Source organism: Moritella dasanensis ArB 0140 (assembly GCF_000276805.1).
Taxonomy (GTDB): domain Bacteria; phylum Pseudomonadota; class Gammaproteobacteria; order Enterobacterales; family Moritellaceae; genus Moritella; species Moritella dasanensis.
On record NZ_AKXQ01000017.1, the window covers coordinates 67736 to 94592 of the forward strand.

Annotated in this window: 27 protein-coding genes; 21 read left to right on the forward strand and 6 right to left on the reverse strand. The window is 39.6% G+C overall.

The features are described from left to right. The first annotated feature begins 6 nt into the window (after positions 1-6). Together glpG and hldE are read left to right on the forward strand one after the other, a co-directional pair. Positions 7-855 (forward strand): rhomboid family intramembrane serine protease GlpG, encoded by an 849-nt coding sequence (glpG, locus tag A923_RS0114675; protein WP_017222438.1) that lies wholly within the window; start codon positions 7-9, stop codon positions 853-855. Between the two features lie 17 nt (positions 856-872). Continuing rightward, entirely contained in the window at positions 873-2294 is a 1422-nt protein-coding gene (gene hldE / locus A923_RS0114680) for a bifunctional D-glycero-beta-D-manno-heptose-7-phosphate kinase/D-glycero-beta-D-manno-heptose 1-phosphate adenylyltransferase HldE (protein ID WP_017222439.1), read from the forward strand. An 85-nt stretch (positions 2295-2379) separates the two neighbouring features. On the opposite strand, the gene A923_RS0114685 is transcribed toward hldE, so the two are convergent. Continuing rightward, positions 2380-2784 carry a flagellar basal body-associated FliL family protein gene (locus tag A923_RS0114685; protein WP_017222440.1) on the reverse strand — a complete coding sequence of 135 codons (405 nt, stop codon included), beginning with the start codon at positions 2782-2784 and terminating at the stop codon, positions 2380-2382. A gap of 172 nt (positions 2785-2956) precedes the next feature. On the opposite strand from A923_RS0114685, the gene A923_RS0114690 reads away from it, so the two are divergent. Then, entirely contained in the window at positions 2957-3556 is a 600-nt protein-coding gene (locus tag A923_RS0114690) for a chorismate--pyruvate lyase family protein (protein ID WP_017222441.1), read from the forward strand. A gap of 15 nt (positions 3557-3571) precedes the next feature. After that, complete coding sequence (gene ubiA, locus A923_RS0114695; protein ID WP_017222442.1) at positions 3572-4432, forward strand: 4-hydroxybenzoate octaprenyltransferase; 861 nt, start codon at positions 3572-3574, stop codon at positions 4430-4432. Between the two features lie 143 nt (positions 4433-4575). Here the strand turns inward: ubiA and plsB are convergent, their stop codons facing one another. Beyond that, a complete protein-coding gene (plsB, locus tag A923_RS0114700; RefSeq protein WP_051039753.1) occupies positions 4576-7011 on the reverse strand; it encodes a glycerol-3-phosphate 1-O-acyltransferase PlsB in 2436 nt (811 codons plus the stop codon). Positions 7012-7208: 197 nt separating this feature from the next. Here plsB and lexA point away from each other — a divergent pair, with 197 nt between their 5' ends. From lexA to fghA, 11 genes are all read left to right on the forward strand, one after another. Continuing rightward, a complete protein-coding gene (gene lexA / locus A923_RS0114705) occupies positions 7209-7832 on the forward strand; it encodes a transcriptional repressor LexA (protein ID WP_026006259.1) in 624 nt (207 codons plus the stop codon). A 253-nt stretch (positions 7833-8085) separates the two neighbouring features. Next, entirely contained in the window at positions 8086-8373 is a 288-nt protein-coding gene (locus A923_RS0114710) for an STAS domain-containing protein (protein ID WP_017222444.1), read from the forward strand. A 9-nt stretch (positions 8374-8382) separates the two neighbouring features. Beyond that, positions 8383-8745: a response regulator gene (locus A923_RS0114715; protein WP_017222445.1), complete on the forward strand. Its 363-nt coding sequence runs from the start codon at positions 8383-8385 to the stop codon at positions 8743-8745. Between the two features lie 2 nt (positions 8746-8747). Further along, positions 8748-10799 (forward strand): chemotaxis protein CheA, encoded by a 2052-nt coding sequence (locus tag A923_RS0114720; RefSeq protein ID WP_017222446.1) that lies wholly within the window; start codon positions 8748-8750, stop codon positions 10797-10799. Positions 10800-10816: 17 nt separating this feature from the next. Then, positions 10817-11347 carry a chemotaxis protein CheW gene (locus A923_RS0114725; RefSeq protein ID WP_017222447.1) on the forward strand — a complete coding sequence of 177 codons (531 nt, stop codon included), beginning with the start codon at positions 10817-10819 and terminating at the stop codon, positions 11345-11347. Then, a complete protein-coding gene (locus A923_RS0114730) occupies positions 11307-12188 on the forward strand; it encodes a CheR family methyltransferase (protein ID WP_237716224.1) in 882 nt (293 codons plus the stop codon). The genes A923_RS0114725 and A923_RS0114730 overlap by 41 nt, the downstream gene beginning before the upstream one ends. A gap of 38 nt (positions 12189-12226) precedes the next feature. Next, positions 12227-13291 (forward strand): protein-glutamate methylesterase/protein-glutamine glutaminase, encoded by a 1065-nt coding sequence (locus A923_RS0114735; RefSeq protein WP_017222449.1) that lies wholly within the window; start codon positions 12227-12229, stop codon positions 13289-13291. Next, positions 13278-14477: a methyl-accepting chemotaxis protein gene (locus tag A923_RS0114740; protein WP_017222450.1), complete on the forward strand. Its 1200-nt coding sequence runs from the start codon at positions 13278-13280 to the stop codon at positions 14475-14477. The genes A923_RS0114735 and A923_RS0114740 overlap by 14 nt, the downstream gene beginning before the upstream one ends. Positions 14478-14564: 87 nt before the next feature. Beyond that, positions 14565-15896: an MATE family efflux transporter DinF gene (dinF, locus tag A923_RS0114745; RefSeq protein WP_026006260.1), complete on the forward strand. Its 1332-nt coding sequence runs from the start codon at positions 14565-14567 to the stop codon at positions 15894-15896. A gap of 211 nt (positions 15897-16107) precedes the next feature. Further along, a complete protein-coding gene (locus tag A923_RS0114750; protein ID WP_017222452.1) occupies positions 16108-17238 on the forward strand; it encodes an S-(hydroxymethyl)glutathione dehydrogenase/class III alcohol dehydrogenase in 1131 nt (376 codons plus the stop codon). Between the two features lie 67 nt (positions 17239-17305). Beyond that, on the forward strand, positions 17306-18151 hold the full coding sequence (gene fghA, locus A923_RS0114755) for an S-formylglutathione hydrolase (protein WP_017222453.1): 846 nt from the start codon (positions 17306-17308) through the stop codon (positions 18149-18151). An 84-nt stretch (positions 18152-18235) separates the two neighbouring features. Here the strand turns inward: fghA and trmL are convergent, their stop codons facing one another. Then, positions 18236-18700, reverse strand: a complete 465-nt coding sequence (gene trmL, locus A923_RS0114760; protein WP_017222454.1) for a tRNA (uridine(34)/cytosine(34)/5-carboxymethylaminomethyluridine(34)-2'-O)-methyltransferase TrmL — start codon at positions 18698-18700, stop codon at positions 18236-18238. A 79-nt stretch (positions 18701-18779) separates the two neighbouring features. On the opposite strand from trmL, the gene A923_RS0114765 reads away from it, so the two are divergent. After that, entirely contained in the window at positions 18780-19028 is a 249-nt protein-coding gene (locus A923_RS0114765; protein ID WP_017222455.1) for a hypothetical protein, read from the forward strand. Between the two features lie 38 nt (positions 19029-19066). Here A923_RS0114765 and A923_RS0114770 read toward each other — a convergent pair whose 3' ends face one another. Both A923_RS0114770 and A923_RS0114775 read right to left on the reverse strand, forming a co-directional pair. Then, positions 19067-20359, reverse strand: a complete 1293-nt coding sequence (locus tag A923_RS0114770; RefSeq protein ID WP_237716225.1) for an ATP-binding protein — start codon at positions 20357-20359, stop codon at positions 19067-19069. A 106-nt stretch (positions 20360-20465) separates the two neighbouring features. After that, complete coding sequence (locus A923_RS0114775) at positions 20466-21152, reverse strand: response regulator (protein WP_017222457.1); 687 nt, start codon at positions 21150-21152, stop codon at positions 20466-20468. A 434-nt stretch (positions 21153-21586) separates the two neighbouring features. Between A923_RS0114775 and A923_RS0114780 the strand changes: the two genes are divergently transcribed. From A923_RS0114780 to zapB, 3 genes are all read left to right on the forward strand, one after another. Further along, on the forward strand, positions 21587-22477 hold the full coding sequence (locus A923_RS0114780) for a cation diffusion facilitator family transporter (RefSeq protein WP_017222458.1): 891 nt from the start codon (positions 21587-21589) through the stop codon (positions 22475-22477). Between the two features lie 37 nt (positions 22478-22514). Then, entirely contained in the window at positions 22515-23294 is a 780-nt protein-coding gene (gene cysE, locus A923_RS22295; protein WP_017222459.1) for a serine O-acetyltransferase, read from the forward strand. A 160-nt stretch (positions 23295-23454) separates the two neighbouring features. Beyond that, a complete protein-coding gene (gene zapB, locus A923_RS0114790; RefSeq protein ID WP_026006261.1) occupies positions 23455-23682 on the forward strand; it encodes a cell division protein ZapB in 228 nt (75 codons plus the stop codon). Between the two features lie 49 nt (positions 23683-23731). Here the strand turns inward: zapB and rraA are convergent, their stop codons facing one another. Further along, positions 23732-24217 carry a ribonuclease E activity regulator RraA gene (rraA, locus tag A923_RS0114795; RefSeq protein WP_017222461.1) on the reverse strand — a complete coding sequence of 162 codons (486 nt, stop codon included), beginning with the start codon at positions 24215-24217 and terminating at the stop codon, positions 23732-23734. Positions 24218-24426: 209 nt separating this feature from the next. Between rraA and A923_RS0114800 the strand changes: the two genes are divergently transcribed. Both A923_RS0114800 and A923_RS0114805 read left to right on the forward strand, forming a co-directional pair. Further along, positions 24427-25290, forward strand: a complete 864-nt coding sequence (locus tag A923_RS0114800) for a polysaccharide deacetylase family protein (protein ID WP_017222462.1) — start codon at positions 24427-24429, stop codon at positions 25288-25290. A gap of 19 nt (positions 25291-25309) precedes the next feature. Beyond that, complete coding sequence (locus A923_RS0114805; RefSeq protein ID WP_017222463.1) at positions 25310-26425, forward strand: glycosyltransferase; 1116 nt, start codon at positions 25310-25312, stop codon at positions 26423-26425. Positions 26426-26857: the final 432 nt, after the last annotated feature.

The window sequence follows — 26857 nt, forward strand, 5'->3', positions numbered from 1 at the left end:
ATAGCAATGATTGAGATAGGTGTAATTAATAATCCGCGTATGGCGCAGGCCTTTGTGGATTATTTAGCAGTACAAAAGATTGATGCGAAAGTGGCACAAACAGATGACGGTTTTGCCATTTGTTTACCGGCAATGACCCATGTTGAAGCGGCATCAGCAGAACTTGATTTGTTTTTGGCTGACCCTTATCAAGAAAAATACCAAGCGGCATCGTGGGATGTAGCAGATACGAGAACGGCGAGTTTCAGCTATGGTTCCGGTAATATGCTGAGTAACTTTTTGATGCACGCGGGTAAAGTGACGCTGACTATTTTTGCGTTAAGTGTGATTATCTTTGTGGCTATGTACTTTAGCATGTTGACGCAAAATGAATTTATCTTTGCTGCACTGCATTTTCCGTATGACTTAAGTTTTGCTTCACTGAGTGAAGTTTGGCGATTATTTACCCCTGCGATCATTCATTTTTCAGTTTTACACTTGGTATTTAATTTATTATGGTGGTGGTATCTTGGTGGCCAAATTGAAAGTAAGCTGGGTAGTAAAAAATTATTGCTGCTGTTTTTAGTTGCCGCGTTAATACCCAATATCGGTCAGTTTTTATTATCAGGGCCTAATTTTGGTGGGTTATCTGGTGTAGTTTATGCGCTGGTCGGTTATATTTGGTGGACTGGTTGGTTAGCACCAGCACAAGGTATTAGTTTACCTAAGCCTTATATTGGCTTTCTGTTAGTTTGGTTGGTGTTAGGCTTTTTCCCTGTATTCGGCCTTAATGTTGCCAATGCTGCACACGTACTTGGCTTAGTTGTCGGTTGTGGCCAAGCGTTTATAGATCATAAATTTAAATCTTTTAACTAGATATTATCGAGAAAATAATGGAAATCATTTTACCTGACTTTAATACAGCAAAAATATTAGTCGTTGGCGATGTCATGCTAGATCGTTATTGGACTGGCGATTCGAGCCGTATTTCTCCTGAAGCGCCTGTACCTATCGTTAAAGTCGGTAATGTTGAAGACCGTCCGGGTGGCGCTGCTAACGTTGCACTTAATCTTGCTGCTTTAGGTGCTAGCGCTAAATTGCTCGGTCTAACTGGCAATGATGAAGCAGCGCAAGCGTTATGCGGTAAAATGAGTGCGGTTGATGTTATCTGTGATTTTCTGCAGTTAGATGATTACCCTACGATTACGAAATTACGCGTATTAAGTCGTGGCCAGCAAGTTATTCGCTTAGATTTTGAAGAGTCTACAGCAGCAGTCGATACGCAACCGCTTGTTGCTAAAACCATTGCTAACTTAGCCGATTATTCGGTGATGATTGTTTCCGATTATAATAAGGGGGCATTGGTTGAAGTACGCCAAATGATCCAAGCTGCGAAGCAGCAAGGCGTAAAAATATTTGTTGATCCCAAAGGCTGTGACTTTGAAAAATACCGTGGTGCGACGTTATTAACGCCTAATCTATCTGAATTTGAAGCGGTTGTTGGCCATTGTAAAAGTGAACAAGATCTGGTTGAAAAAGGCCGTAAGCTCATTGCTGAACATGATTTTGAAGCCTTATTGGTTACGCGTAGTGAAAAAGGCATGACCTTAATTCGTGCTGGAGAAGATGAGTTTCATCTGCCAGCATTAGCTCAAGAAGTATATGACGTGACTGGTGCCGGTGATACGGTTATTTCGGTATTAGCGGCTGCGGTATCTGCGGGTTCATCACTAGAGCAAGCTTGCGCGTTGGCCAATGCCGGTGCGAGTGTGGTGGTGGCTAAAATAGGTACTTCTACGGTGAGTCCGGTTGAGTTAGCAAATTCAGTTTATGGCTCACACGAAAGTGGCTTTGGGGTATTATCTGAAGAGCAGTTGAGCATCGCAGTTAAATCTGCACAATTACGTGGCGAAGATATTGTCATGACTAATGGTTGTTTTGATATTCTGCATGCTGGTCATGTGTCTTATCTAAACTCTGCGCGTAAATTGGGTCAACGCTTAATTGTTGCGGTTAATTCTGATGCCTCTGTACGAGCTCTGAAAGGGTCTAGCCGTCCAATTAATACTTGTGATCGTCGTATGACTGTACTCGCGGCTTTAGGCGCGGTTGATTGGGTTGTTGAGTTTACTGAAGAAACACCTGAACGTTTAATCGCTAAATTACTACCAGATGTATTAGTCAAAGGTGGTGATTACAAAGTTGAAGAGATCGCAGGGCATAAACAAGTACTGGCGAATGGTGGGAAAGTTAATATTTTACAATTTGAAGATGGTTGTTCTACGACGGCCATTATTAACGCTATAAAAAGTTAATACCATTATAGACAATAAGCGGTTGGTTATTAATCTGAATAATTAAATTGATAAGGAGTAAGCTAAGCGGCTTACTCCTTTTTTATTACATTAATAAATATTTGGTAAACAATAGGTTTTCAATAACGCCTTTGCCAGTCTCTTGTTGCAGTAAGCTGTTTACTTCATTTTGGATCACTTTTCTAATCTCTTCGCGACCAGTCAGCGAACGTAAATGTTGTGGTGATTGCTGACCTAATAATGAGATTATTTTATCTCTAATCAAGGGCTCATGCTTCTCTATAATATCCAGGCCATCATTGTCCGCTAGCATAAACTCGACCGAGACACTGATAAAACCAATTTTGTTAGTTTCACTCGTATAGTTAGTAATAATATCTGGTTCTAAACCGAAATAAATATACACAGGCTTATTGCTATCGTTTGCTGATACGGCAGTCGATGAGAGTGAGGCTGTGAGCATGCATAATAGCCAGAAGAATTGTTTCATTTACCGTATCCTTAGTTAAATGAGATGAGAAAAAATAATATTGTAGGCCAGTATACTCACTTTCAAATGATTAATTAAATAAATCCGCGAACAACTTGTGTCCCGACTTACAATCTTAGTCTGAATAGCAGATAATTATGTCTGATTTCGTTGTTAAAAAGTAATTTGTAATATGCCCGATAATATAAATAATACGCGTGTGCGTGAACTGACATTTCCGAACTATCCGATTGGCTGTGACGCTAAGTGGCTGTGGCCAACCATATTAGAAGATAGTTTATCTGCGAATCTTTATGATTGGTTAGTTGATACGGGTTCTTTAACCGCAAGGCTGAAGCAATATGGTCAGAAATTTACCGTCGAAATATTAAGTGAAGGCAATTATCCATTATCTGATGATGAAAAAACAAAATTAAATCTAACCGGAAATATTGGTTTCGTGCGTGAAGTGCTGTTGAAAGTCGACGGTACTCCTTGGGTATTTGCGCGTAGTGTGATGCCTATTAATACGTTAACAGCTCCGGGTGGTGAACTAGACAAATTAGGTAATCGTTCGCTCGGCAGTGTGTTATTTAGCGCTAAGGATATGCAGCGTAGTGAAATTGAAATTGCTGAGTTTGATGAGAAAAGTAACGTTTATAGTTTATCTTCGTTATTTAATACCCTACCGAAAAAATCACTATTTGGGCGTCGCTCATGTTTTCTTTTGAGTGGGAAATCGTTACTGGTATCGGAAGTGTTTTTACCTGCTGCATCGGCATATAAAGAATAAAAGGATGTTGAATATATGTCTATCATGACATCAAAAATGAAAGATTACATACAGCTTACCCGTATGGATAAGCCTATTGGCACCTTGTTGTTATTGTGGCCGACGCTTTGGGCATTGTGGATTGCGGCGGAAGGATTGCCAAAATTAGATGTGTTGTTGGTATTTGCACTCGGTGTGATCTTAATGCGCGCGGCAGGTTGTGTGATTAATGATTTTGCTGACCGACATGTTGATGGTCATGTTAAGCGTACTGAGAATAGACCGCTTGCCGCAGGGCGTATATCCAGTCGCGCTGCGTTGCTATTTTTCTTTGCTTTGACCTTGTTAGCCTTTTTACTCGTACTCACCATGAATACATTGACGATCATGTTATCGTTTGTGGCTGTCGGTCTGGCGGCGTGTTATCCGTTTATGAAGCGTTATACCCACTTTCCTCAGATCGTATTAGGCATGGCGTTTGGTTGGGCGATTCCAATGGGTTTTGCGGCGCAATTAGATACAGTACCGAGTTATGCCTGGTTATTGTTCGTGGCGAATATTTTATGGACTGTGGCTTATGATACGTTATATGCCATGGTTGATCGCGATGACGACTTAAAAATTGGTATTAAGTCTACGGCGATTTTATTTGCCGAGAAAGATAAGTTGATTGTCGGTTTGTTACAGCTATCTTCGTTATTATGTCTTGGTATACTGGGTTGGTTATTAGTATTACCTACCGTGTATTTTATCGGATTAACGATAGTAGCGGGCTTGTTTGTTTATCAGCAAAAATTGATTGTTAATCGTGATAGAGAATCTTGTTTTAAGGCCTTTTTACATAATAATTATGTTGGTATGGTTCTGTTTGTCAGTCTTGTATTAAGTTACTTGTAAGTTGTTCTTAAGTACTTAAATGACAGGTTTTAACTGTATCGAATAATAAAAAAGGAGCCGAGGCTCCTTTTTTATTATCTTTAATATCGCTTACCGATAAGTCATCTGATGATATTAATCAACAGATCGTTGGTACGATAATACTAGTCGTCGCTAGATTGCTGACTCAGCATCACATCCGATATCGTTTGTTTTACTTCTAGTGTGGTTAAGCTTCTGACGGTATTCGCTAACAGACCAATCTTGTCTGCTTTGGCGGTACCAACATCGGATAAATAGCGTAACGCTTGCAGTTTATCAATAAAGATAGCGAGCACTTTCTTATCAAAGAACTCTGGCGCACTCACCCCGTTTAATGAAGATAGGCGTTCCGCAATTAGCTGACTACGATCTTCAAGGTCAGCTCTTTCAATTACTTGGTCATGTTCTAATACGGTCAGTACAATCGCGTAACGTTGTAATGTTTCTTGAATGCTTGCAGCAAGTAATTTCAATGACATGAGGCGTTCATTCACTGGTGCTATTACATCATTGTCATTGCTAATTAGACCTTGCGCTTGCATCTCAGTTAACGTGTCGGCAATACAATCACTTAATTCATCTTCAGCGTATTTCAAGAATAGTTCAGCTTGAATTAACGGATAAAGTTGGCTAACTTTAGCGTTAATATCTTCGATACTTGTTGTTGGATTTTCTGTCACGATGGCGGCAATTAAAGACGGTAGCGCAAACAGGTGTAAAATATTATTACGGTAGAACGTTAATAACACTGCTTGTTCGTATGACATCGATAGCATTTGCCCTAAGCTATCTTCACGTACGGTGAATTTTTTCAGTGAGATAGCTTGGTCGAGAATGTCTTCGGCACTGTTTTCAGGCAAGGTACTGAATTTACTGTACGGGTTATTACGCAGTAGTTTTAAGTAACTATCAATTTGTTGGACTAAGATTTCTCGGCTTAACGCTTTATGTGGGGCTGCGTGTAAAATCAATGCACAAATCGTTAATGCGTTTACCGCTGCTGCACTATTGATATTAACCATGACTTGATTGGCAAGGTCACGCGTCGTTTGGTTTAACCATTCCGGTTGGTCTTCTACCGGCATATTCATGTCATCACGCCAGTTTTCCACGTGTTTATTTAAATATTGGTTAAGATTGATCGGCTCACCAAAGTTAACGAATGCTTGGCCGTAATTTTTGAGTTTCTTAGCGATGCCCAATATTTGGAATACACTTTCTTTTTTCTTATTAGCACCCGACAATTCTTTTACATAGGTGCTTACTTCCATTACGTGATCATAACCTAGGTACACAGGAACGAGTGTGATAGGTCGGCTTTGTTCTCTTAACATTGCTTGTAATGTCATGTTAAGCATACCGGTTTTTGGTGGTAATAAACGTCCTGTACGGCTACGGCCACCTTCGGTAAAGAATTCAACCGAATAACCTTTCGAGAATAATAAACTTAAATACTCTCTAAAAATGGTCGCGTAAAGTTTGTTACCTTTAAATGTACGGCGCAAGAAGAATGCACCACCGCGACGGAACATAGGTCCTGCAGGGAAGAAATTAAGATTAATACCGGCTGCAATGTGTGGTGGGATCAAACCTTCATTGTAAATAACATACGAAATAAGTAAGTAATCCATGTGACTACGATGACAAGGCATAAAGACTATTTCATGGCCATCGGCAGCAAGTTTACGCACTTGTTCAGCATTGTTAACCTTGATACCACTGTAGATCTTATTCCATAACCAACCCAAAAAATTACTGGTATTTTTGACTAACTTGTACGAGAAATCACTGACGATCTCATCGATGTAAGCGTTGGCGCGCTTTTCCGCTTTTTGCGCTGAAATATTCTCTTCTGACATTTCAATTTGGATAGCTTTTTTAACTTCAGGATTACGTAGTAGCTGTTCAAATAATTGATAGCGGTTCGGTAATTTAGGCCCTGATGCGGCTAGTTTTTGTCGACTAAAATGGATTTTGGCAACCCGAATCAATTTTTGCGCAAGTTTCTCATCGCTACCATGTTGGTCGGCCATAAAGCGCAGTGATACTGGCTTATTAAAACGCACTAAGTTGTCTTTACGATTAAGACCAACAATCAATGTCTTACGTAAGTGGCTTGGCGAAATACTGTTGGCTAATGATAGTAATGGCACTTGGCCTTCTTTACCGGGAGCGCGTCCCCAAAATAATGCGACTGGCATTAATTGGATATCGAGGACTTTATCATCTTTATGTAAGCGTAATAGTTGCTGGAATTCATCAAAAAATGCGTCGGTATTTTTGGTCTTGCCAAAGAGTGGCGCAGGATTGTCTAAGCAAACATAGCTGGGGATGATCACCCCGTTAACTTTGATTGGCGTGAGCGGGTCGGGTAAGCCTAGTTCTTTACAGGCGCGTTGTAATGCGACGAGATCCGTCATTGATTTAGTTTTTAAAGCGTAAACAATAGGACGCGTTAAATCTAACTTTAGCGCATCAACTGGGTTATCTGGTACGTATTGAGATTTAACTAAGCCATTAACGAAACTTCGACTTAACATGGATGGTGTCTGTTGCATAATTGTTGTCATTCTGTTGTTTAAAGTGCGAGAGTGCTTACTCCAATAATATCAGATGCGTCATCATAAATCTGTGTTTAAGGGCCTGTAATCGATTAATTCATTATTATCCACATATCCCCACTGCTTATATTGCAAACTTGATATTACTGTATATAATTACAAGAAACTGTATATAAAACCAGTTAAGGTTCATGATGAAAGCATTGACACAAAGACAAGCAGAAGTATTTGAATTAGTTAAACAACATATTAAAAATACCGGTATGCCACCGACGCGAGCTGAAATTGCGAAGCAACTTGGCTTTCGTTCACCTAATGCGGCTGAAGAGCATTTAAAAGCATTAGCACGAAAAGGCCATATCGAAATTCTAGCTGGCACCTCTCGCGGTATTCGCTTGTTGGTTGATGCTGACGAAGCGAGTAACGATAGTGGTTTACCGTTAATCGGCCAAGTTGCTGCCGGTGAGCCAATTTTAGCGCAGGAACATATTGAAGCGCATTATAATGTTGACCCATCGATGTTCACGCCTAACGCAGATTTTTTATTGCGTGTGCGTGGTGAGAGCATGCGTAATATTGGTATTATGGATGGCGATTTATTAGCGGTACATAAAACTAAAAATATCAGTAAAGGCCAAGTTGTTGTTGCACGAGTTGACGATGAAGTCACCGTTAAACGTTTCGAGCAGCAAGGCAATGAAATTTTACTGCACCCAGAAAATGATGAAATGAGCACAATACGTGTTGATTTAAATTTTCAAAGCTTTGATATTGAAGGTGTGGCTGTGGGTATTATTCGTAATACTGATTGGATGTAATCACCCTCAATTCACCCCATTATCTTCGAGGGTAGATAGTTAATGATCCCATTATTGACTATCTATCTTTTTATTTTTATCTCCTGACTATTGTGCTGTCACTTATCGGAAAGCATTTCAAATCCAGCTCTCAGATCACAGTTATCCCTATCGCCTGCTTATTTATAAAATCTTTTCCTATACTCAACACGAGTTATAAAAATAATTAATTAATTTATTTTCTGATACGTTTGCGTAAATACAGGATTATTTTATGGAAAAAAGCCCTATCACCATAGAATTAGGTGAAAAGATAGATATCTCCGCGATCACTATACTCAAAGATACTCTTGATAAACTACCTATCAATGTAGAAATTCAACGTTTCGATGCTCGTCATGTGACTCATATGGACAGTGCTTCTTGCCAACTTTTTTATGCTTATGCTCAGCATCTAACGATACATAATACAACACTGGTGTTTCTATCTCCGTCAGATAAATTTATGGCCGTGGTGAAAGCGTTAGGGTTTGAAACGGACTTTAATTACGCATCAATGTGAGGCGCTCTAATGAAACGAATATTAGCTGTAGATGATTCGGTATCCATTCGTGAAATGGTATTGTTCACTTTAAAACAGGCGGGTTACGAGGTCGATTCTGCTGTTGATGGGGTTGATGGCTTAGCAAAAGCCAAAAGTGGTAATTTTGATCTTATTATTTCAGATATTAATATGCCGCGTATGGATGGCATCAGCTTAATTAGTCAGTTACGTAATGAAAGTGCTTATAAATTTACGCCCATTTTAATGTTAACCACGGAATCCGGTGCGGATAAAAAAATGGCTGGTAAATCTGCTGGCGCCACAGGCTGGATAGTAAAACCTTTTAATCCAGAAAAACTCATTGCTACCGTGCAAAAAGTATTGAGGTAAACATGGATATAGATCTTAAACAATTCCAACAAGTGTTTATTGAAGAGTGTCTCGAAGGCTTGGAGGTGATGGAATCAGAGTTACTAAAGTTAAATTCTGGCTCGGTAGATAGCGAAGTCATTAATACTATTTTTCGCGTTGCACATTCAATTAAGGGCGGTGCTGGTACATTCGGGTTTAATCAATTAACCGAGTTTACTCACGTTGCTGAAACCTTACTTGATGACTTACGTGCAGAAAAAATACCGCTTATTGATGGCCATATTAATCTTTTTTTGCAAACCGTGGATTGTTTAAGTGCGTGGATCCAATTACTAGCGGACGATTCAGAATCAATCCCTGACGCGGCGGAAAGCCTCAAACAACAATATAACCAGTATTTACTGCCTGATGGCAATCAGGATAAGTTAGCGATGGAGGATGACTCGCTCGGCAAGCCTAATCCGTCAGCGATGAAGGAACACGACGATAGTGATTGGTTGATTAGCTTTGTACCTGGTCAAGATATTTTAAAACAAGGTAACGAGCCGCGGTTAATCTTTGCTGAATTGGCCGAGATGGGTGAGCTTAAGGTGACGCCTAAACTTGAAAATCTGCCTGTATGGAAAGATTTATTACCTGAAGATATCTATGTGAGCTGGGATCTTGAATTAATCAGCTCGGTGAGTGACGCGCAAATCAAAGAAGCATTTGAGTGGGTGGAAGATGATTCAACAATTATCATCACTCACCCTAGTACGCTACCTCAATCAGCAGAAAGTGAGGCCGCTGATGAAACCTTGTCTGAATCGATCGTCTCTCCAGTGGTAACGAAAAAAATAGCCAGTACTAAATCGGCAGAAACAAATTCAATTCGGGTATCAATCGATAAAGTTGATGCGTTAATCAATATGGTTGGCGAACTGGTGATCACGCAAGCGATGCTAGGTGAACTCGGGCAAAATTTTTCTGCAGATAAATTACCGGCATTAAAAAAAGGCCTTACTCAGCTATCTCAACATACCCGAGAAATGCAAGACAGTGTCATGAAAATTAGAATGTTACCGATTCAATTCGCCTTTAATCGTATTCCAAGAATGGTCAGGGATTTAAGTGAACAGTTAGGTAAAAATGTATTACTGAGGATGCACGGAGAAGAAACTGAACTGGATAAAATTATGCTCGAAAAGCTCTCGGATCCGATTGTGCATCTTGTCCGTAACGCTTTAGATCATGGTATTGAAACTATTGAAGAACGAAAGCTCGCGGGGAAAAGTGATGTTGCTTACCTTGATATTAACGCATTTCATCAAGGTGGGGAGATTATTGTTGAGATCCGCGATGATGGTCGCGGCTTAAACAGAGCCAAAATACATGCGAAAGCGATTGAAAAAGGTATTGTAAATAAAGACTTACATTACAGTGATAATCAGATCGATGAACTCATTTTCGCGCCTGGTTTTTCAACTGTCGAAACGGTGAGTGATATCTCTGGCCGTGGTGTGGGTATGGACGTCGTCAAGCGCAATATTGAATCGCTTGGCGGTGGTATTAAGATTGAGTCGACGACGGGCGCAGGCAGTTGTTTCTCGATCCGTTTACCTTTGACTCTGTCTATTATGGATGGCCAGTTAGTAAAAATTGGCAGTAAAACGTATATCTTACCGATTATGTCAATTATTGAATCCTTGCAGCTAAAAGACGGCATGGTCACCAAGTTGGCCGATGATACGGAGGTCTTTAAACTGCGTGATGAATTCATTCCGATCATACGCCTTTACCAAGTACTTAATCATGAAACAAGCCTCAAGCGTATTACCGATGGATTATTAGTGGTTGTTGAAAGTGGCAATAATAAATATGGCTTATTAGTGGATGATTTAGCGGCGCAGCAGCAGGTGGTGATAAAAAATCTCGAAGAAAATTTTATGAAGGTAAGTTGTGTTTCCGGCGCTACTATTTTGGGTAACGGCACGGTGGCGTTAATTTTAGATATTGCTGATATTGTCAAGCGTGTGACAGCTGAACGCTATCAATCTCAACATCAAGGTCAGCGCGGACATGTTGCTGCTTAACATAGGAAGGAATATATATGGATAATAATACGCTGACCGAAATAGATGAACAATCCACCCAGTTTTTGACATTTATAATGGCAGAAGAAGAATATGGTGTGGAAATATTAGATGTACAAGAGATCCGTGGTTGGGAAAGTTGTACCGAGATCCCCAATATGCCTGCATATGTGAAAGGCGTGATTAATTTACGCGGAACCATAGTGCCGATAGTCGATTTAAGGCAGAAGTTTGGTTTAGAAAACATTGAATACAGTGCGATCACGGTTGTGATTGTCGTCAAAGTTTTAGTCGAAGATAAATCAAAAGTGATGGGGTTAGTTGTTGATGCGGTTTCAGATGTGCACACAATTGCCCACAGTGATATTAATTTACCGCCACAATTAGGCCCTGATAATGGTCCTAGTGTCATCCGCGGACTGGTATCAATCAAAGATAAGATGGTGGTGTTATTAAGCTCAAGTTTATTGTTAGATTTAGAGCAATTTCAAAATATTGAAAACCTGAATGTGCATAATACACCGCCAGCAATGGTTGCCAATGGTTAGCCTAGCAACACCACTATTAGGTGGCCATATTAACGAATATCCATCAACTAACCTGATTATGCAGGATGCTGAATTTCAATATTTATCGCAACTGGCTTTTCGAGAATCCGGTATTGTCATCAATGAGTCCAAGCGCGATATGCTTTATGGCCGAGTGATGAAAAGGATCCGTTATCTTAAATTAACTGGATTTACTGCTTATTGCCAGTTATTACAAGATAGCTACTCCGGTGAGTTGAGCGCGTTCATTAATGCAATAACGACCAATCTAACGGCATTTTTTCGTGAAGAATATCATTTTGATTTTTTACACAACGTGGCATTAGCTGATTTTAAACATCACAACCAAGATAAAAAATTACGGATATGGTCAGCGGGGTGCTCCACTGGTCAAGAACCTTATTCAATCGCAATGAGTGTCCAGGGGCAACTTCCTGATTGGGACTCTAAAATACTGGCTACTGATTTAGATAGTGAGGTGTTATGGCGTGCTCATCAGGGGACTTATGATGAACTGATGGGTATTCCAATGCATTATCGCACGCAATATTGCTCTGATATGAATCTTCAGCATCGCTATAGTATGGATGATAAAATTAAGCAGCTTATTGCATTTAAGCAGTTGAATTTATTGTCTCGATGGCCGATGAAAGGACAGTTTGATGCGATTTTCTGCCGTAATGTTTTAATTTATTTTGATGATGAAACAAAGCGAAAGTTGGTGCAACGATTTTACTCGCAACTAAAACCGGGTGGCTATCTTTTTATTGGCCACTCTGAAAGTCTACAAAGTTTTAACACTAAGTTTAAGCTGGTCGGTCAGACCATTTATCAACGCTAAATTTGCCATTATGTCGATGGCGCTATAGGGATCATTTTATGCAGAAAATAAAAGTGCTTGTTGTCGACGACTCTGCACTAATGCGCAAAATATTAACCACATTACTCAGCTTAGACTCGGGTATTGATGTCGTTGGTAGCGCAATAGACCCTTTTGATGCGCGTGACAAAATAAAAAATTTACATCCTGATGTTTTAACGCTTGATGTTGAAATGCCGGGTATGAATGGTTTGTCTTTTTTAGATAATTTAATGCGACTACGTCCTATGCCCGTCGTCATGGTATCAACGCTGACGTCTCAAGGTGCACCTGTGACATTGAAAGCGCTGGAGTTAGGCGCATTTGATTTTATCGCCAAACCCACTGATAACAGCAGGCAATTATTGGGACATTTTGGTGATGAACTCTGTACTAAAGTTAAACTAGCTTGTAGTGCTAATTTACGTGTTATGCGCGCACCGGTGACAACGTTGCTTACTAGTCAAGCAGTACAAGAAGACAGGTTAATTGCTATTGGTGCATCAACGGGCGGAACCGAAGCATTAAGAGAGTTATTAACTCCCTTAGTACCGCCTTTCCCACCTATTGTTATTGCTCAGCATATCCCCAAACATTTTAGCGGCGCATTCGCAAACCGCCTCAATGATAATTGCCGCTTAACGGTGATTGAAGTCACGAGTGAAGAAGTCATTAAGCAGAATCATGTGTACATTGCACCTGGCGATTGCCATTTAAGAGTACAGCGCTCAGGACGACGTTATACTTGCCAATTATTTGATGGTCCCGCTGTAAATAGACACAAACCGTCTGTGGATGTGTTACTTGGATCTGTCGCTAAGATCTATGGCGATAAAGCCATTGGTGTAATGCTGACAGGAATGGGGAGAGATGGTGCCGAAGGGTTATTGGCGATGCGTCAAGCTGGTGCCTTAACGATAGCGCAAGATGAGGCTTCATCCGTGGTCTGGGGTATGCCAGGTGCAGCCGTTAGACTGGGGGCGGCTATGGATATATTAAGCTTGCCACTCATTGCGCCTAAGTTAGCTACATTAGTGCAGAAGAAAATAGATAAAGTAAAAAGGACTGCTTATGACACGATTTAATTTATACCAAAGCGCTGCACTATTTCCACTATTGCTTATGTTGGTGCTGCAAGAATGGCTTGCAGCTGGTGCGCTTGTTGTGACATTAATATTGGTGTTGATTGCGGTATTCACTTCAGCTAAAAAACCGTTAGAGCAGCAAGTTGTAGACATACCTGAAAATAGAGCGTCGATGGAGGCTAAAGCAATGTTGGTCGATATGCTGCAGCAAGAGATCCCGCCACATATTGATGAATTAAAGAATGATTTAAATAAAACCCAGCATATTAATAGCGAGTCATTTACCACATTAAATAGTGCTTTTTATCAGTTGTTACGCATGTCTGCAGAGCAGTCAGCATCGTTACATAAAGTACTACTCAGTATTTCCAAAGATAAAGCATTTGCTTTGACTGGTGTGGAATGTGGCGATCCAGATGCTATCGATTTAAAAATATTTATTGCATCAACACATCAATTTTTAAATAACTGCTCTGATCTTATGATGGAAATTACCACGCAAAGTAATGATGCGGTGAATAAGATCGCGGTAATGGAAAATCAGATGCTTAATATTAATGAGCTGGTTGATAATGCCAAAAAAATAGCCAGTCAGACTAACCTACTGTCATTGAATGCTGCTATTGAAGCGGCGCGAGCTGGAGACATGGGACGTGGTTTTGCTGTGGTAGCACAAGAGGTACGATTATTATCAGATACCTCAAATAAATTTAATGATGAAATAAGAGGCCAAGTGACAGCTGCGATGGCCACGTTTGAGGAAGCCAAAAGTATGGTTGAATCATTAGCGAAAGATAATGCTGAAAAGTCCACGCAGACACAAGCGCGGTTACATCAAGAATTAGTTAAATTTGCACAATTAGAGCAAAACTTAGAAGTGAACTTAGATAACCTCATGAGCTTATCTGTAGATACCAAAGCATGTGTAAATGATTCCGTTAGAAGTCTGCAGGTTGAAGATATCATTAGCCAATTGTCGGAGCATAACGTGCTGCAAGCGGAGAATGTAAAACAAGTATTACTCGCGTGTAGTGAGTTGTTATCTGCAGAGGAGCATGTTGAACAAGATACCTTTATTAATAAGCTTAAAGCCGCTGCGGAACAATTAAAGCAGCAATCGTTACAGGCGCAAAACAAAACAATTAGTACCGGTTCGATGGATGAAGGTGAAATCGAATTGTTTTAATGCTTTAAGCGGAATTACTTTTTTTCATTATTGAACTTAGATAGACTCGTGCATCTTTTGCTTTCCTCTACAAAGTTGAACTTGTCTATGTGGTTATCTATTCCCACCTCGGTACATCGGAATATCCTCGCGTTGGCGTTGCCAATGATCTTATCAAATATCAGTATCCCATTATTAGGCTTGGTGGATAGTATAGTCATTGGCCATCTTGAAGAAGCTTGGTACCTCGGTGGTGTTGCGCTTGGTTCAACGGTGATGATGTTCATTGTGTCTATGTGTAATTTCTTACGCATGTCGACCACAGGGTTAACTGCCCAGGCATTTGGTAAGCAAGATAATACCGTGATATTAATGACGCTTGCTCACGCTTTTTTGATCGCTTTAGTCTTATCAGTCTTATTATTGCTGGGTAAAAATTATATTGTTGAGTTAGCGTTCATGCTGACGGAAGCGAGTGACAATGTGCAGCAAAATGCACAAGCCTACCTATCTATACGCATGTGGGGAATTCCTGCAGCGTTATTTAATTTTGCCATATTAGGTTGGTTGATTGGCCTGCAAAATATGAAAGCACCGATGCTATTACTGATTATCGCTAATGTGTTTAATATTGTCTTGGATATTCTGTTCGTTGTGTATTTCGAATGGGGTGTTGAGGGCGCAGCTGCCGCTTCTGTTATTGCCGAGTATGCGGCGTTGCTATTTGGCTTATTGTTAGTATTAAAGCAATTGAATAAATTCTCATTGCCGAGCAGAACCGAGATTATTCAACGCCTATTTGAGAGCAGTAAGTTACTGGGTTTATTATCATTAAACCGCGATATATTTATTCGTTCACTGTGCTTACAGCTTACATTTGCATTTATGACCTTTAAAGGCGCGAGCTTAGGAGATGAGTATATTGCCGCGAATGCGGTGCTGCTCAATTTCTTGATGTTTATTTCTTTTGCGCTTGATGGTGTTGCTTATGCCGTCGAGGCCATGGTTGGTAAAGCGATAGGAGCTAAAAATACAATTGCTTATCGTCAATCTGTTTTCGCATCCCTGATCTGGGCTAGCGTATTTTCTCTAATGTTTTCAGCTGTGTTTTTTATGTTCGGCGAAGGAATGGTGAGTGTGATCACGGATATTGAAGCTGTGAACACCATTGCCGTTGAATATTTACCTTGGTTAGTGTTATTACCTTTTACAGCTGTGTGGTGTTTTGTATTCGATGGGGTATTTATTGGTGCAACGAGAGCAAAAGACATGCGTAACAGTATGTTGTTTTGTGTCATTTGTATATTTGTACCCACCTATGTCATAAGCAGTGGACTCGGTAATCATGCACTATGGCTAGCGATGAATACTTTCATGCTAGCCCGTGGTTTATCCCTTGCTTGGTTGTTATATCCTTCTCTAAAGGATGAAGCCACGTAATAACAGCCATCAACTATACTCAGAGATTTGACGATTACTGATAATCTCTTCTTTTTTATCTTATTATTACACCTGAGTAAAAGTAATTTGTATTTTAAGGGTATTATCATTGTAGTGTAATTGAATATAATAAGCGCCATACAGTATGACTAGTCGGAATGCAGAGATTAGCATTACCGATGATATTAATTTTATCCCAATGGAGATGAACATGACTGACAAATTTATTAAATCTAAAGCAGCTATTGCTTGGGGACCAAATCAACCACTATCAATCGAAGAAGTGGATGTAATGTTACCAAGAAAAGGTGAAGTGTTGGTTAAGGTTATCGCTTCTGGTGTATGTCATACCGATGCATTCACATTATCGGGTGATGATCCAGAAGGTATCTTCCCTGTTATTCTTGGTCACGAAGGTGGCGGTATCGTTGAGCAAATCGGCGAAGGCGTTACCAGTGTTCAAGTAGGCGACCATGTTATTCCTTTATACACACCAGAATGTGGTGAGTGTAAATTCTGTAAGTCTGGCAAAACAAACCTTTGCCAACAGATCCGTGAAACTCAAGGCCAAGGCCTAATGCCAGACGGCACTACACGTTTCTATAAAGACGGTCAGCCAATCTTCCATTACATGGGTTGCTCAACGTTCTCTGAATACACGGTATTACCAGAAATCTCGTTAGCTAAAGTAAATAAAGAAGCGCCGCTTGAAGAAGTTTGTCTATTAGGTTGTGGTGTTACAACGGGTATGGGCGCTGTAATGAATACAGCTAAAGTTGAAGAAGGCGCTACTGTTGCTATCTTCGGTTTAGGTGGTATTGGTCTTTCTGCTGTAATCGGTGCGACGATGGCTAAAGCAAGCCGTATCATTGCAATCGACATTAACGAAAGCAAATTCGAACTAGCGAAAAAACTTGGCGCTACAGATTTCATCAATCCAAAAGATTATGACCGACCAATTCAAGACGTTATCGTTGAACTAACTGACGGTGGTGTAGATTACTCATTCGAATGTATTGGTAACGTTAACTTAATGCGTTCTGCTTTAGAATGTTGCCATAAAGGTTGGGGTGAATCAGTTGTAATTGGTGTTGCCGGTGCAGGTCAAGAGATCTCTACGCGTCCTTTCCAACTTGTAACTGGGCGCGTATGGCGTGGCAGTGCATTCGGTGGTGTTAAAGGCCGTACAGAGTTACCTGATTACGTTGAGCGTTACTTAAAAGGTGAATTCGCATTAAGTGATTTCATTACTCACACGATGGGCCTTGAAGATATTAATGAAGCATTTGATCTGATGCACCGTGGTGAAAGTATCCGTACTGTTATCCATTTCGATAAGTAATTAAAATATATTCCGTTACTTTAGCTTTAATAAATTAAAGTAACGGAATGACTAGTAAAGGTTTGTCATGTCTATAGAAGTTGTTAGTAGTAATAAAATGTTTGGCGGTTGGCAGCATCAATATAATCATGCGTCGAGTGTACTAAACTGTCAGATGCGTTTTGCTGTGTATTTACCTCCGCAAGCATCGAATATGCGTAAAGTACCGGTGATGTATTGGTTGTCTGGCCTGACATGTACTGATGAGAACTTTATGCAAAAAGCCGGTGCTCAGCGTATTGCTGCTGAACTGGGTATTGCTATCGTGGCACCCGATACTAGTCCGCGTGGCGAAGGTGTACCTGATGATGCTAACCAAGCGTATGACTTCGGTCTAGGTGCTGGATTCTATGTGAATGCAACGCAAGCGCCATGGAACACACATTATCAAATGTATGACTATGTAGTGAATGAATTACCGGCATTAATTGAAGCTAACTTTCCTGTTACGCAAGAGCGTGTTATTAGTGGTCACTCTATGGGTGGTCATGGTGCATTAGTGATGGCATTACGTAATCCTGAACGTTACCGTTCAGTAACGGCATTTAGCCCGATTAGTAATCCTATTAACTGTCCTTGGGGACAGAAAGCGCTGCAGAATTACTTAGGTAAAGATAAAGCAACGTGGCAACAATACGATGCGAGCCTGTTAATGGCTAAAGCAGAAGCATTCGTACCAGCAATGGTAGAACAAGGTAAAGATGACTCATTCTTGGATGAGCAGCTTAAGCCTAATATGTTAACTGCTGCAGCAGCTAAGAAAGGTTATCCTCTCACGCTCGAAATGCATGATGGTTATGATCACAGTTATTTCTTTATTGCCACATTCATTGAAAAACATATGCGTTTTCATGCGGCTAATTTAGCTAAATAATTAGTGTAAGTAATACAAATAAAAAGGGTGATAGAACTATGTTCTATCACCCTTTTTTTGTGCTTAAATCTTACTTTAATTAGCTTATTTTGAACCAGAAAAGTCCAATTGACGCCAGCTTTCATAAATAAATACTGATACGGCATTTGATAGGTTCATGCTACGACTTTCTGGTAGCATCGGAATTCTGAGTTTTTGATCTTGTGGTAATGTATCTAATACTTCTGGCGGTAGGCCACGTGTTTCAGGGCCAAATAATAATACATCACCGGCTTGATATTCAGCTTGATGATGGTATTTAGTGCCTTTAGTTGTACAAGCAAAAATGCGCGCATCGCCAACACAGTCTAAAAAGGCTTGGTAATTAGCATGACGCTTAACATCGGCAAATTCATGATAATCTAGTCCCGCACGTTTTACCCTTTTATCATCCCACTCAAAACCAAGCGGTTCGATTAAATGTAATTTGAAACCAGAGTTGGCACAAAGGCGAATAATATTACCTGTATTTGGTGGGATCTCAGGTTCAAATAGTGCTACTTGTAACATAATTAAGTCTCAGTTCAGGGTTATATAACATTGCTTCTTTGGGTAGAATAGCAAAATTAACAACCTAATGGTAAAAGTGATGAAAAAGCGTAGTACTTTGATCGTAGCAGCTTTAATTATATTAAGTGCGCTACCGTTTAGCTTAAATATTTTGATTAATATGTTTTTTGAAGATCTCGATACTGAAATGTATGAACAGAAAAAAGCGCGCGTAGAGCAACGTCGCCAAATAGAGAAGATGTTCCCAGAGCTAGACACCAAAGATCCATTGCGTCCACAGGTTAAGGTTGTAGAGGTAACAAAAGAAATAGCAGAAGAGAAGCAATAAGCTTCCCTTCTGTTTTTATTCCGTTATGAATAAAGCGGTTAACTGATTGGTATAGTAATAGATACTTGTAAACCGTGCGTTTCTCTATTACTTGCCACTATTTCACCGTGATGCTGCCTAATGGCATTTTCGGTAATCGCTAACCCCAATCCTGCCCCTCCAGATTCACGGTCGCGCGCTTGTGATACACGATAGAAAGGCTTGAATATTTGTTCAATTTCGTCATCTGGAACACCTGGTCCATCATCCGTGATCACAAAGGTTATTTTACCTGCGTCACTTATAATCGTTAAGTTAACCTGTTTTGAAGCATAACGCAGTGCGTTACGAATGACATTTTCGATCGCACTGCCAAGAAGTGCGGGGAAGCCTTTAATATCGACATCAGGAATGACTTGGTGACTAAATGTTTTTTGTAGTTGTTCAGCTTCAAAAATAGCATCATCACAAATAGACTGTAACAAGGAATCAAGATTAAAGGATTCTTTGGTAGTGGCGTTTAATTGCATCTTGGATAAATTTAATAACGCCGCAATCATCTCTTCTAAGCGTTCTGACTCATTATCAATACGGACAATTTCTTTGGTCTCGCCATAACGACGTTTGGATAATGCGACTGACATCTTTAAGCGTGTTAAAGGGGATCTTAGCTCATGGGATATATCACTCAACAGGCGATGTTGGAGTGAGATATGTTCCCGAATTGAGAACATCATGGTACGTAAACTTCGCGCTAATTCACCGATCTCATCTTGTCTTTGTGTGGCTGGTACGACAGCATCTAAATTACCATCAGTGATATCCGATGCAGTTTTTTTCAGTTTCTGCAATGGATTAGAAATATGCCACGCGAGTGTTGCACATAATGGCATACTGACCAACATGGTAATAAAGAGTAATAAAAAAGGTCTGTCTAATACGTTTATTAACCAAAGGTTATGCTCGGCAGGTAATTGCTGCGCTGCATATAATTGGAATTGCTCGTCGCGTAAGGTCACCGAAATGGGGCCTGTCATTAACCAGCTTTTGTATTGTTTTACCTTTGGAGATAACGATTCTTCACTTTGCAAAATAAAACGACGTATTGCTTTAGATGCTTTTGTACTCGAGACGATATCGCCATTAGCCGCAACCAAATAAAAGTGTTTAGTTTGTGCTTCTTTAGGTGTGATTAACACCTGTAGAGGGACACTGGGGTAGCGTTCTGCAGATGTCGCGATATTATGAGCAATGCTGTTTAAGATGCTGACTGAGCGGGGATCGAGTTGTCTCATCACTCGGCTATCGAGCGTCGGTAGCGCAATGACTACCGCAACCACGAGTAGTAGCATGCACCAAAACCAGACAAAAATTTTAACGAATAAATGATTTAATTTGCTACTAAGCACGTGTGAATAACCTTATTTCAAGAGTAATAAAAAAGCGGCGAGGAGCCGATTAGGTATCTAACCACATATAACCACGACCACGTAATGTGCGAATACGCATCTTTTCATCTGTTCTTTCTGGTAATTTTTTACGTAAGTTACTTAAATGCATATCAATACTGCGATCGAATGGCGTTAGTTTTTTACCGAGTACTTGTTCACTTAAATCAGCTTTCGTTAAAATAATGCCTGGCGAAGAGATAAGTGCTTCTAATAACATCAACTCGGTGCTGGTTAAATCAAGTAAGATACTCTGACACCATGCCTCTTGCGTACGACTATTTATGACAATATCTAAATGCGTTAATAATTCTGTTTTCTTTGCCGTCGTTACAGGTTCGATTCGACGTAGTACCGCTTTAATGCGTGCTAATAATTCACGTTCACTAAATGGTTTTGGTAAATAATCATCGGCACCCATTTCTAAGCCCAGTACGCGATCGAACTCATCGCCTTTCGCAGTTAACATTAACACCGGCGTGCTGTTATCAACACGGAGTTTTTTTAATACTTCAAAGCCGTTTAGCTTTGGCATCATTACATCTAAAAGTACCATATCATATTGATTACTTCTGATTGCGGCTAAGCCTGCTTCACCATCGTGCACCATGTCGACGTCGAAATCTTCGAGACTCAAAAATTCAGCGAGTAATTCAGCCAGTTCTTTATCGTCATCAATTAATAATAATTTAGTCATATTAGGTACTCTGTTAATTATTTTTATGGTATTAGGATACTGGTTTATGCAGTAAATAATTCGAAGATTTACCTTGTTTTACATTTTATTTCGGTACAATAACAAATTAATGGTATGTAGTCAGTTTAACCAAAGCAGCGTAATAAACAATGCTATCTACAATTAAATATTAACAACTGATGAAGCGCTACGTGATTGCTTTATTTGTGATAGTTGGATTAATTACAGTGTATTTATTATTATTATTTTAGATTAACGAGCTAGTAAAAATGACTTATTTATAGCGTTACGTCCTAACTATCCTAAAATAACCACAGAATATTTCATTTAGTCTGTGTTGTTTGATTTATAGCGGATTTAAGATAAATAACTTCTCGTTGTTTTTCTATTGCCCCCGTTTATAATAAACGCAAGATAACGTAAAAGGTAAGCTTGTGATAACTTCTGAACATGAAAAATTAGTCAAACGCGCGAGTTATGCGTCGGTCGCAACTGCGGCGATCTTATTATGTAGTAAATTATTTGTGTGGTTTGCCACTGGTTCATCATCGATATTAGCATCTCTGACAGATTCTTTTTTGGATATCGGTGCATCTGTGATTAACTTATTCGCCATTAAATATGCATTAGAACCCGCAGATGAAGCTCATCGCTTTGGACACGGTAAAGCGGAATCTTTAGCCGGATTAGTACAATCTGCATTAATCGTCGGCTCATCGATTCTATTGATGTTACATGGTGCAAGCGCGCTATTAGATCCGCAGCCTATTGTACGTTCAGAGTTAGGTATAGCGGTCTCTATTTTTGCATTGCTGCTGACGTTTGTGCTGATTCGTTATCAAACATATGTAGTAGCACAAACAAGCAGTGTGGCGATTAAAGCAGATTCACTCCATTACAAATCAGATTTGTGGCTTAATGCTGCAGTGCTTATTGCACTTAGTTTATCTGCGTATGGCTTTTATTGGGTGGATGGATTGGCGACAATTTTGATATCCTGCTACATCTTATACAGTGCTTATGAGATTGGTATGGAGTCAATTCAGATGTTGCTGGACCATGAATTACCCGCTGAAGATATTGCTAAAATAACGACTATTGTGGCAAATACGGAAAATGTACTCGGGTTACATGAGTTACGAACTCGACAATCAGGCTATATGCGTTTTATTCAATTGCATATTGAACTTGATGACCACCTGACATTGTTCCAATCTCATGCTATTGCTGATAGTGTAGAAACTAATTTACTCCGTGAATTTGCGAATACGGAAGTGCTTATTCATCAAGATCCAATCTCAATTGTAAAGACGAAAAATGATTAATACAAATGTGAACTCTAAATGTTGTAAAGGAATGAACATGGAAGATAAACTTTCAATGTCTTGGCTTAAAATTAAAGAAGAAGCTAAATTGTTGGTTGAACAGGAACCGATGCTCGCTAGCTTCTTCCATTCAACAATACTTAATCACGATAGTTTAAAATGCTCATTAAGTTTTCAATTAGCAAATAAACTCGGTAGTGCGACAATGCCTGCTATTTTATTACGTGAAGTGATTGAAGAAGCATTAAAATCAGAACCCGATATCTTACATGCGGTTGCTGCCGATTTATGCGCAGTACAAGAACGAGATCCTGCTGTAGAGTATTTTTCGACGCCTCTTTTATATTTGAAAGGTTTCCTTGCATTACAGTCTTATCGTATTGCGCATTGGTTGTGGAATCAAAAACGTCAAGCGTTAGCTATTTTTTTGCAAAACCAAATCTCAGTGGTATTTGCAGTCGATATTCATCCTGCGGCGAGAATTGGGCGAGGTATCATGCTTGATCACGCGACAGGTATTGTTATTGGTGAGACAGCCGTTGTCGAAGACGATGTGTCTATTTTACAAAGTGTAACACTCGGTGGTACTGGTAAAGAAGGCGGTGATCGTCATCCCAAAATTAGAGCTGGCGTGATGATCGGCGCTGGTGCTAAAGTGCTTGGCAATATTGAAGTCGGCCGTGGGGCAAAAGTAGGTGCCGGTAGTGTGGTTCTTGATCCCGTCCCTGAGCATACTACTGTGGCGGGAGTACCAGCTAAAGTTGTTGGTAGACCTGATTCAGAGATGCCTTCATTAGCGATGAATCAAACAATTTGATGTATAAATGTCAGTGCTCACAAACAAACACTAAATTCTGCTTGAGCGCATCATAAATTCACTAATAAGACTTGTTGTCGGTTGACTAGCGTTGTATTCTTCTAGCTAAGGGATAGGCCCTCTCAGCACAATATTGAATTCTTAAATTATGGGTGACAAAATGAATTTTGACGTATTAGATAAATTAGAAAGTAAAGTCCAGACAGCAGTTGATACCATTTCCCTTTTACAAATGGAATTAGAAGAGCTAAAAGAAGAAAATAACCAACTATTAGCAAACAATTCTGAACTTAAAGGTCAACAAGATGTGTGGCAAGATCGTTTACGTTCTTTGCTAGGCAGAATGGATGAAGTGCAAGAGCTAGAAGAATTAGAAGAAGAAGCATAATTCGATTCAGAGGTATGGTTGAGAAAACCTATACCTCTGTTTCTATGCTTTACTCAATATCAAGCGCATCAGCGGATAATATAATACCTGTGCTATCAGCATAAACATGATCTTCAGGTAAGAATGTTACGCCACCAAAGTTGACCGCCACATCGAGTTCACCAGCACGATTATCGTCTGCCCCCACTGGAATCGAAGCAAGACTTTGAATACCGATATTAATGTCGTCTAATTGATCTACCTCTCGAATACTACCGTAAACAATAATGCCTTCCCATTCATTCTCAAATGCCATCTGTGCGATATCAGAATCAATCAATGCTCTTCTTAGTGAACCACCGCCGTCAATAAGTAATACCTTACCTAAACCAGGTTTTTGAACTGTCTCTGCGATAAGTCCTAAGCTTTCAAAACATTTTATTGTGGTGATTTTACCACCGAATGATGACTTACCACCGAAATTCATAAACATAGGTTCAACAACATCAATCATATCAGCGTAAATGTCGCATAGTTCAGAAGTATTGTATTCCATGAGCAGCACCTTTTAATAAAGAAAGTTAGGTCATTAGCAATAAATAATAGCACCGTTGGCATATAAATTAAGCCTTTATTATCATTAGATAAATCAATATTTGGAAAATGTACGCCGATGTTTAGTAAATATAACGTTAATCCCTGATAGCAGGATGTGATGGTCTATTCTTTATGATAATAGAATAGACCATCGATGAGTGGGTCGTTATGACAATTATTAATGCACTAACTATTAATGTGGAAGATTACTTTCAAGCCCCCGCTTTTCAATACAGTATCAAAGAAAGTGATTGGGGATTACTTTCACCCCGTATTGAATATGCAGTCGATAAAGTGCTACTGCTATTAAGTGATCACCATGTGACAGCTACATTTTTTGTTTATGGCTGGACGATTAATCATTTCCCGTTGATGTTAAAGAGAATCGCGGAACAGGGACATGAACTTGCATATCGACATTATTGTCCACCTGATACAAAGCATTTTAATCAGCGTAAAATTATTGAAGATTTAAACCGCTACAAAGATCAGTTATCACAAATAACAAGTCGATGTGTTGTTGGTTACCGGAGTGATATCAAATTACGGAGTGCAACGTTACCGTGGTTAGAAGACGAATTAGTGCTGGCTGGATACGAATATAGTAGTGCTAATGGTTTAAGTCAGGTCAATGAATCGGAGAGTATCAATAATGTTGTTATAGATAATTTTCAGCATTTTAATGTATCAACCCATAAAGTGTTAACGAAGCAGTATGAAATTATTAATACTAATAACATCCGCCTCAGAAAGTATGAATCGAGTCGTAAACTCGTTACCCGTTTTATAGAGGAAACTAAAACACCAGTACTCGGTTGTATATCCACTTGGGTTATGGATAACCTGCAACCTAATATTCGAGCAGATAGCGTATTCAAAAAGTGGCTACACGGGTATCACATTCGTGAGAGTCCGCTCATTCTACATCAATTATTTTCTGAATATGGCTGGCAAACGGTTAGTGATATATACCTGCGTAAAGTATTGCCGTTGAACAGTATTAAAAAAAGGAAAGGGCGCTGTGTAAGTTAATGATAAGGATATTATGGTAATGAAAATTTTACACGTGATAGAAAGTGGTGGTTTTTATGGTGCTGAAAGAGTTTTAATTGAATTGATGATAGGCTCAAAGGCGCTCGGCCACGAAGTATCACTGCTTAGCTTCGGCTATAAAGGGCAGGAAGAAAAAGAATTTGAAGTTATTTGTCGTCAATTTGGAATCGAGGTAAAGTCTATTCGGATAACAAAGCTCCAATCTTTTTGTATAAGTCGTTTTGTAAAAGAAATTGCAGATGAGAATGATTTTGATGTCGTTCATTCGCACGGTTATAAATTTAATATACTGTTTGGCTTAATGTTGAAACGAAATCGTTTTAAATGTGTTTGTTCGACTGTACACGGTTATGTCTCTGCGCCTAAATTTAGTAAAATGGCGCTGTATCAATATCTGGATAAACACTCATTAAAACGATTAAATAAAATTTTCCTTGTTAGTCAACAGATGACTCACCTACCATGTATTAAAGCGTTAAAACTGAGCCACTATAGCGTTATCGAAAATGGTATCGGTGGTTACATGCCGACTTGTGCGATTGAAGAACGTTTAGAAACTTTTCTTCATAATAAAACAACACGACTAATGGCCGTTGGACGTCTTGCGGTTGAAAAAAGCTTTGATACGCTTATCTGTGCATTACCTAAGTTAATCGAGAATGACCCGAATACTGTACTTGTTATATTTGGCTCTGGCAGTGAAGAGCATCGATTGCGAGAAACAATTAAACGATTAAACTTAGATGAGCATGTTCTATTATTTGGTTTTGTTGAATCACTATCGAGTTATTTTAACTATTTTGATGTTTTTGTAATGCCTTCTCTTACAGAAGGTACACCTATCGCTTTACTCGAAGCTATGTTGGCTAGAGTTCCTTGCGTTGTTACTAATGTTGGGGGGATGCCACATATGCTCGCACAGGGTAAAGGCGGTTGGATTGTGCCTCCAAAAGATCCATTCGCATTACAAGTCGCCATTTCAGAAAGTCTTATTCAGAGTTATAGCCAAATTAAATTTTCTTATGATCGCGTTATGCATGAATTTCATTATCTTCACATGAGCCAGCAGTATTTAAATGAGTACAAAAATGTGATTACTTCTCTCTCCACATAATTAGGCCGACCTTATACTGGAATATATACATTTACCATAGTCCTTATATCAGTGAACTGTGATGATTAATGAGTATGGCGTTAATGGTGCCGATTCAGTTGTGGGTTCAATTTCAATAAAGCTGGGATACAGTAGCTATATAATGAAAATAACGCCAAGTAGATTGATTTATGTACATCGAGATGGATTTTGAAACACACTCCTATTGTTTTTTACCTTTTCGTCATCAATGCCAGAAAGTACTTGCTTGGTCGCAGTAGATCTCTATAATCCGACCTCACTGACACGGCAACAGCCGCTAAGTAAAGGTGTTTATCAGTATCGAAAGTTACTTTTTAAACCTCTTGAAATTAAGTGCAAATATGTACTTGACTTCAAAGTAGGTTTGCGTAGAATACGCAGCCTGACTACGACGAAAGACGTCAAGGTCAA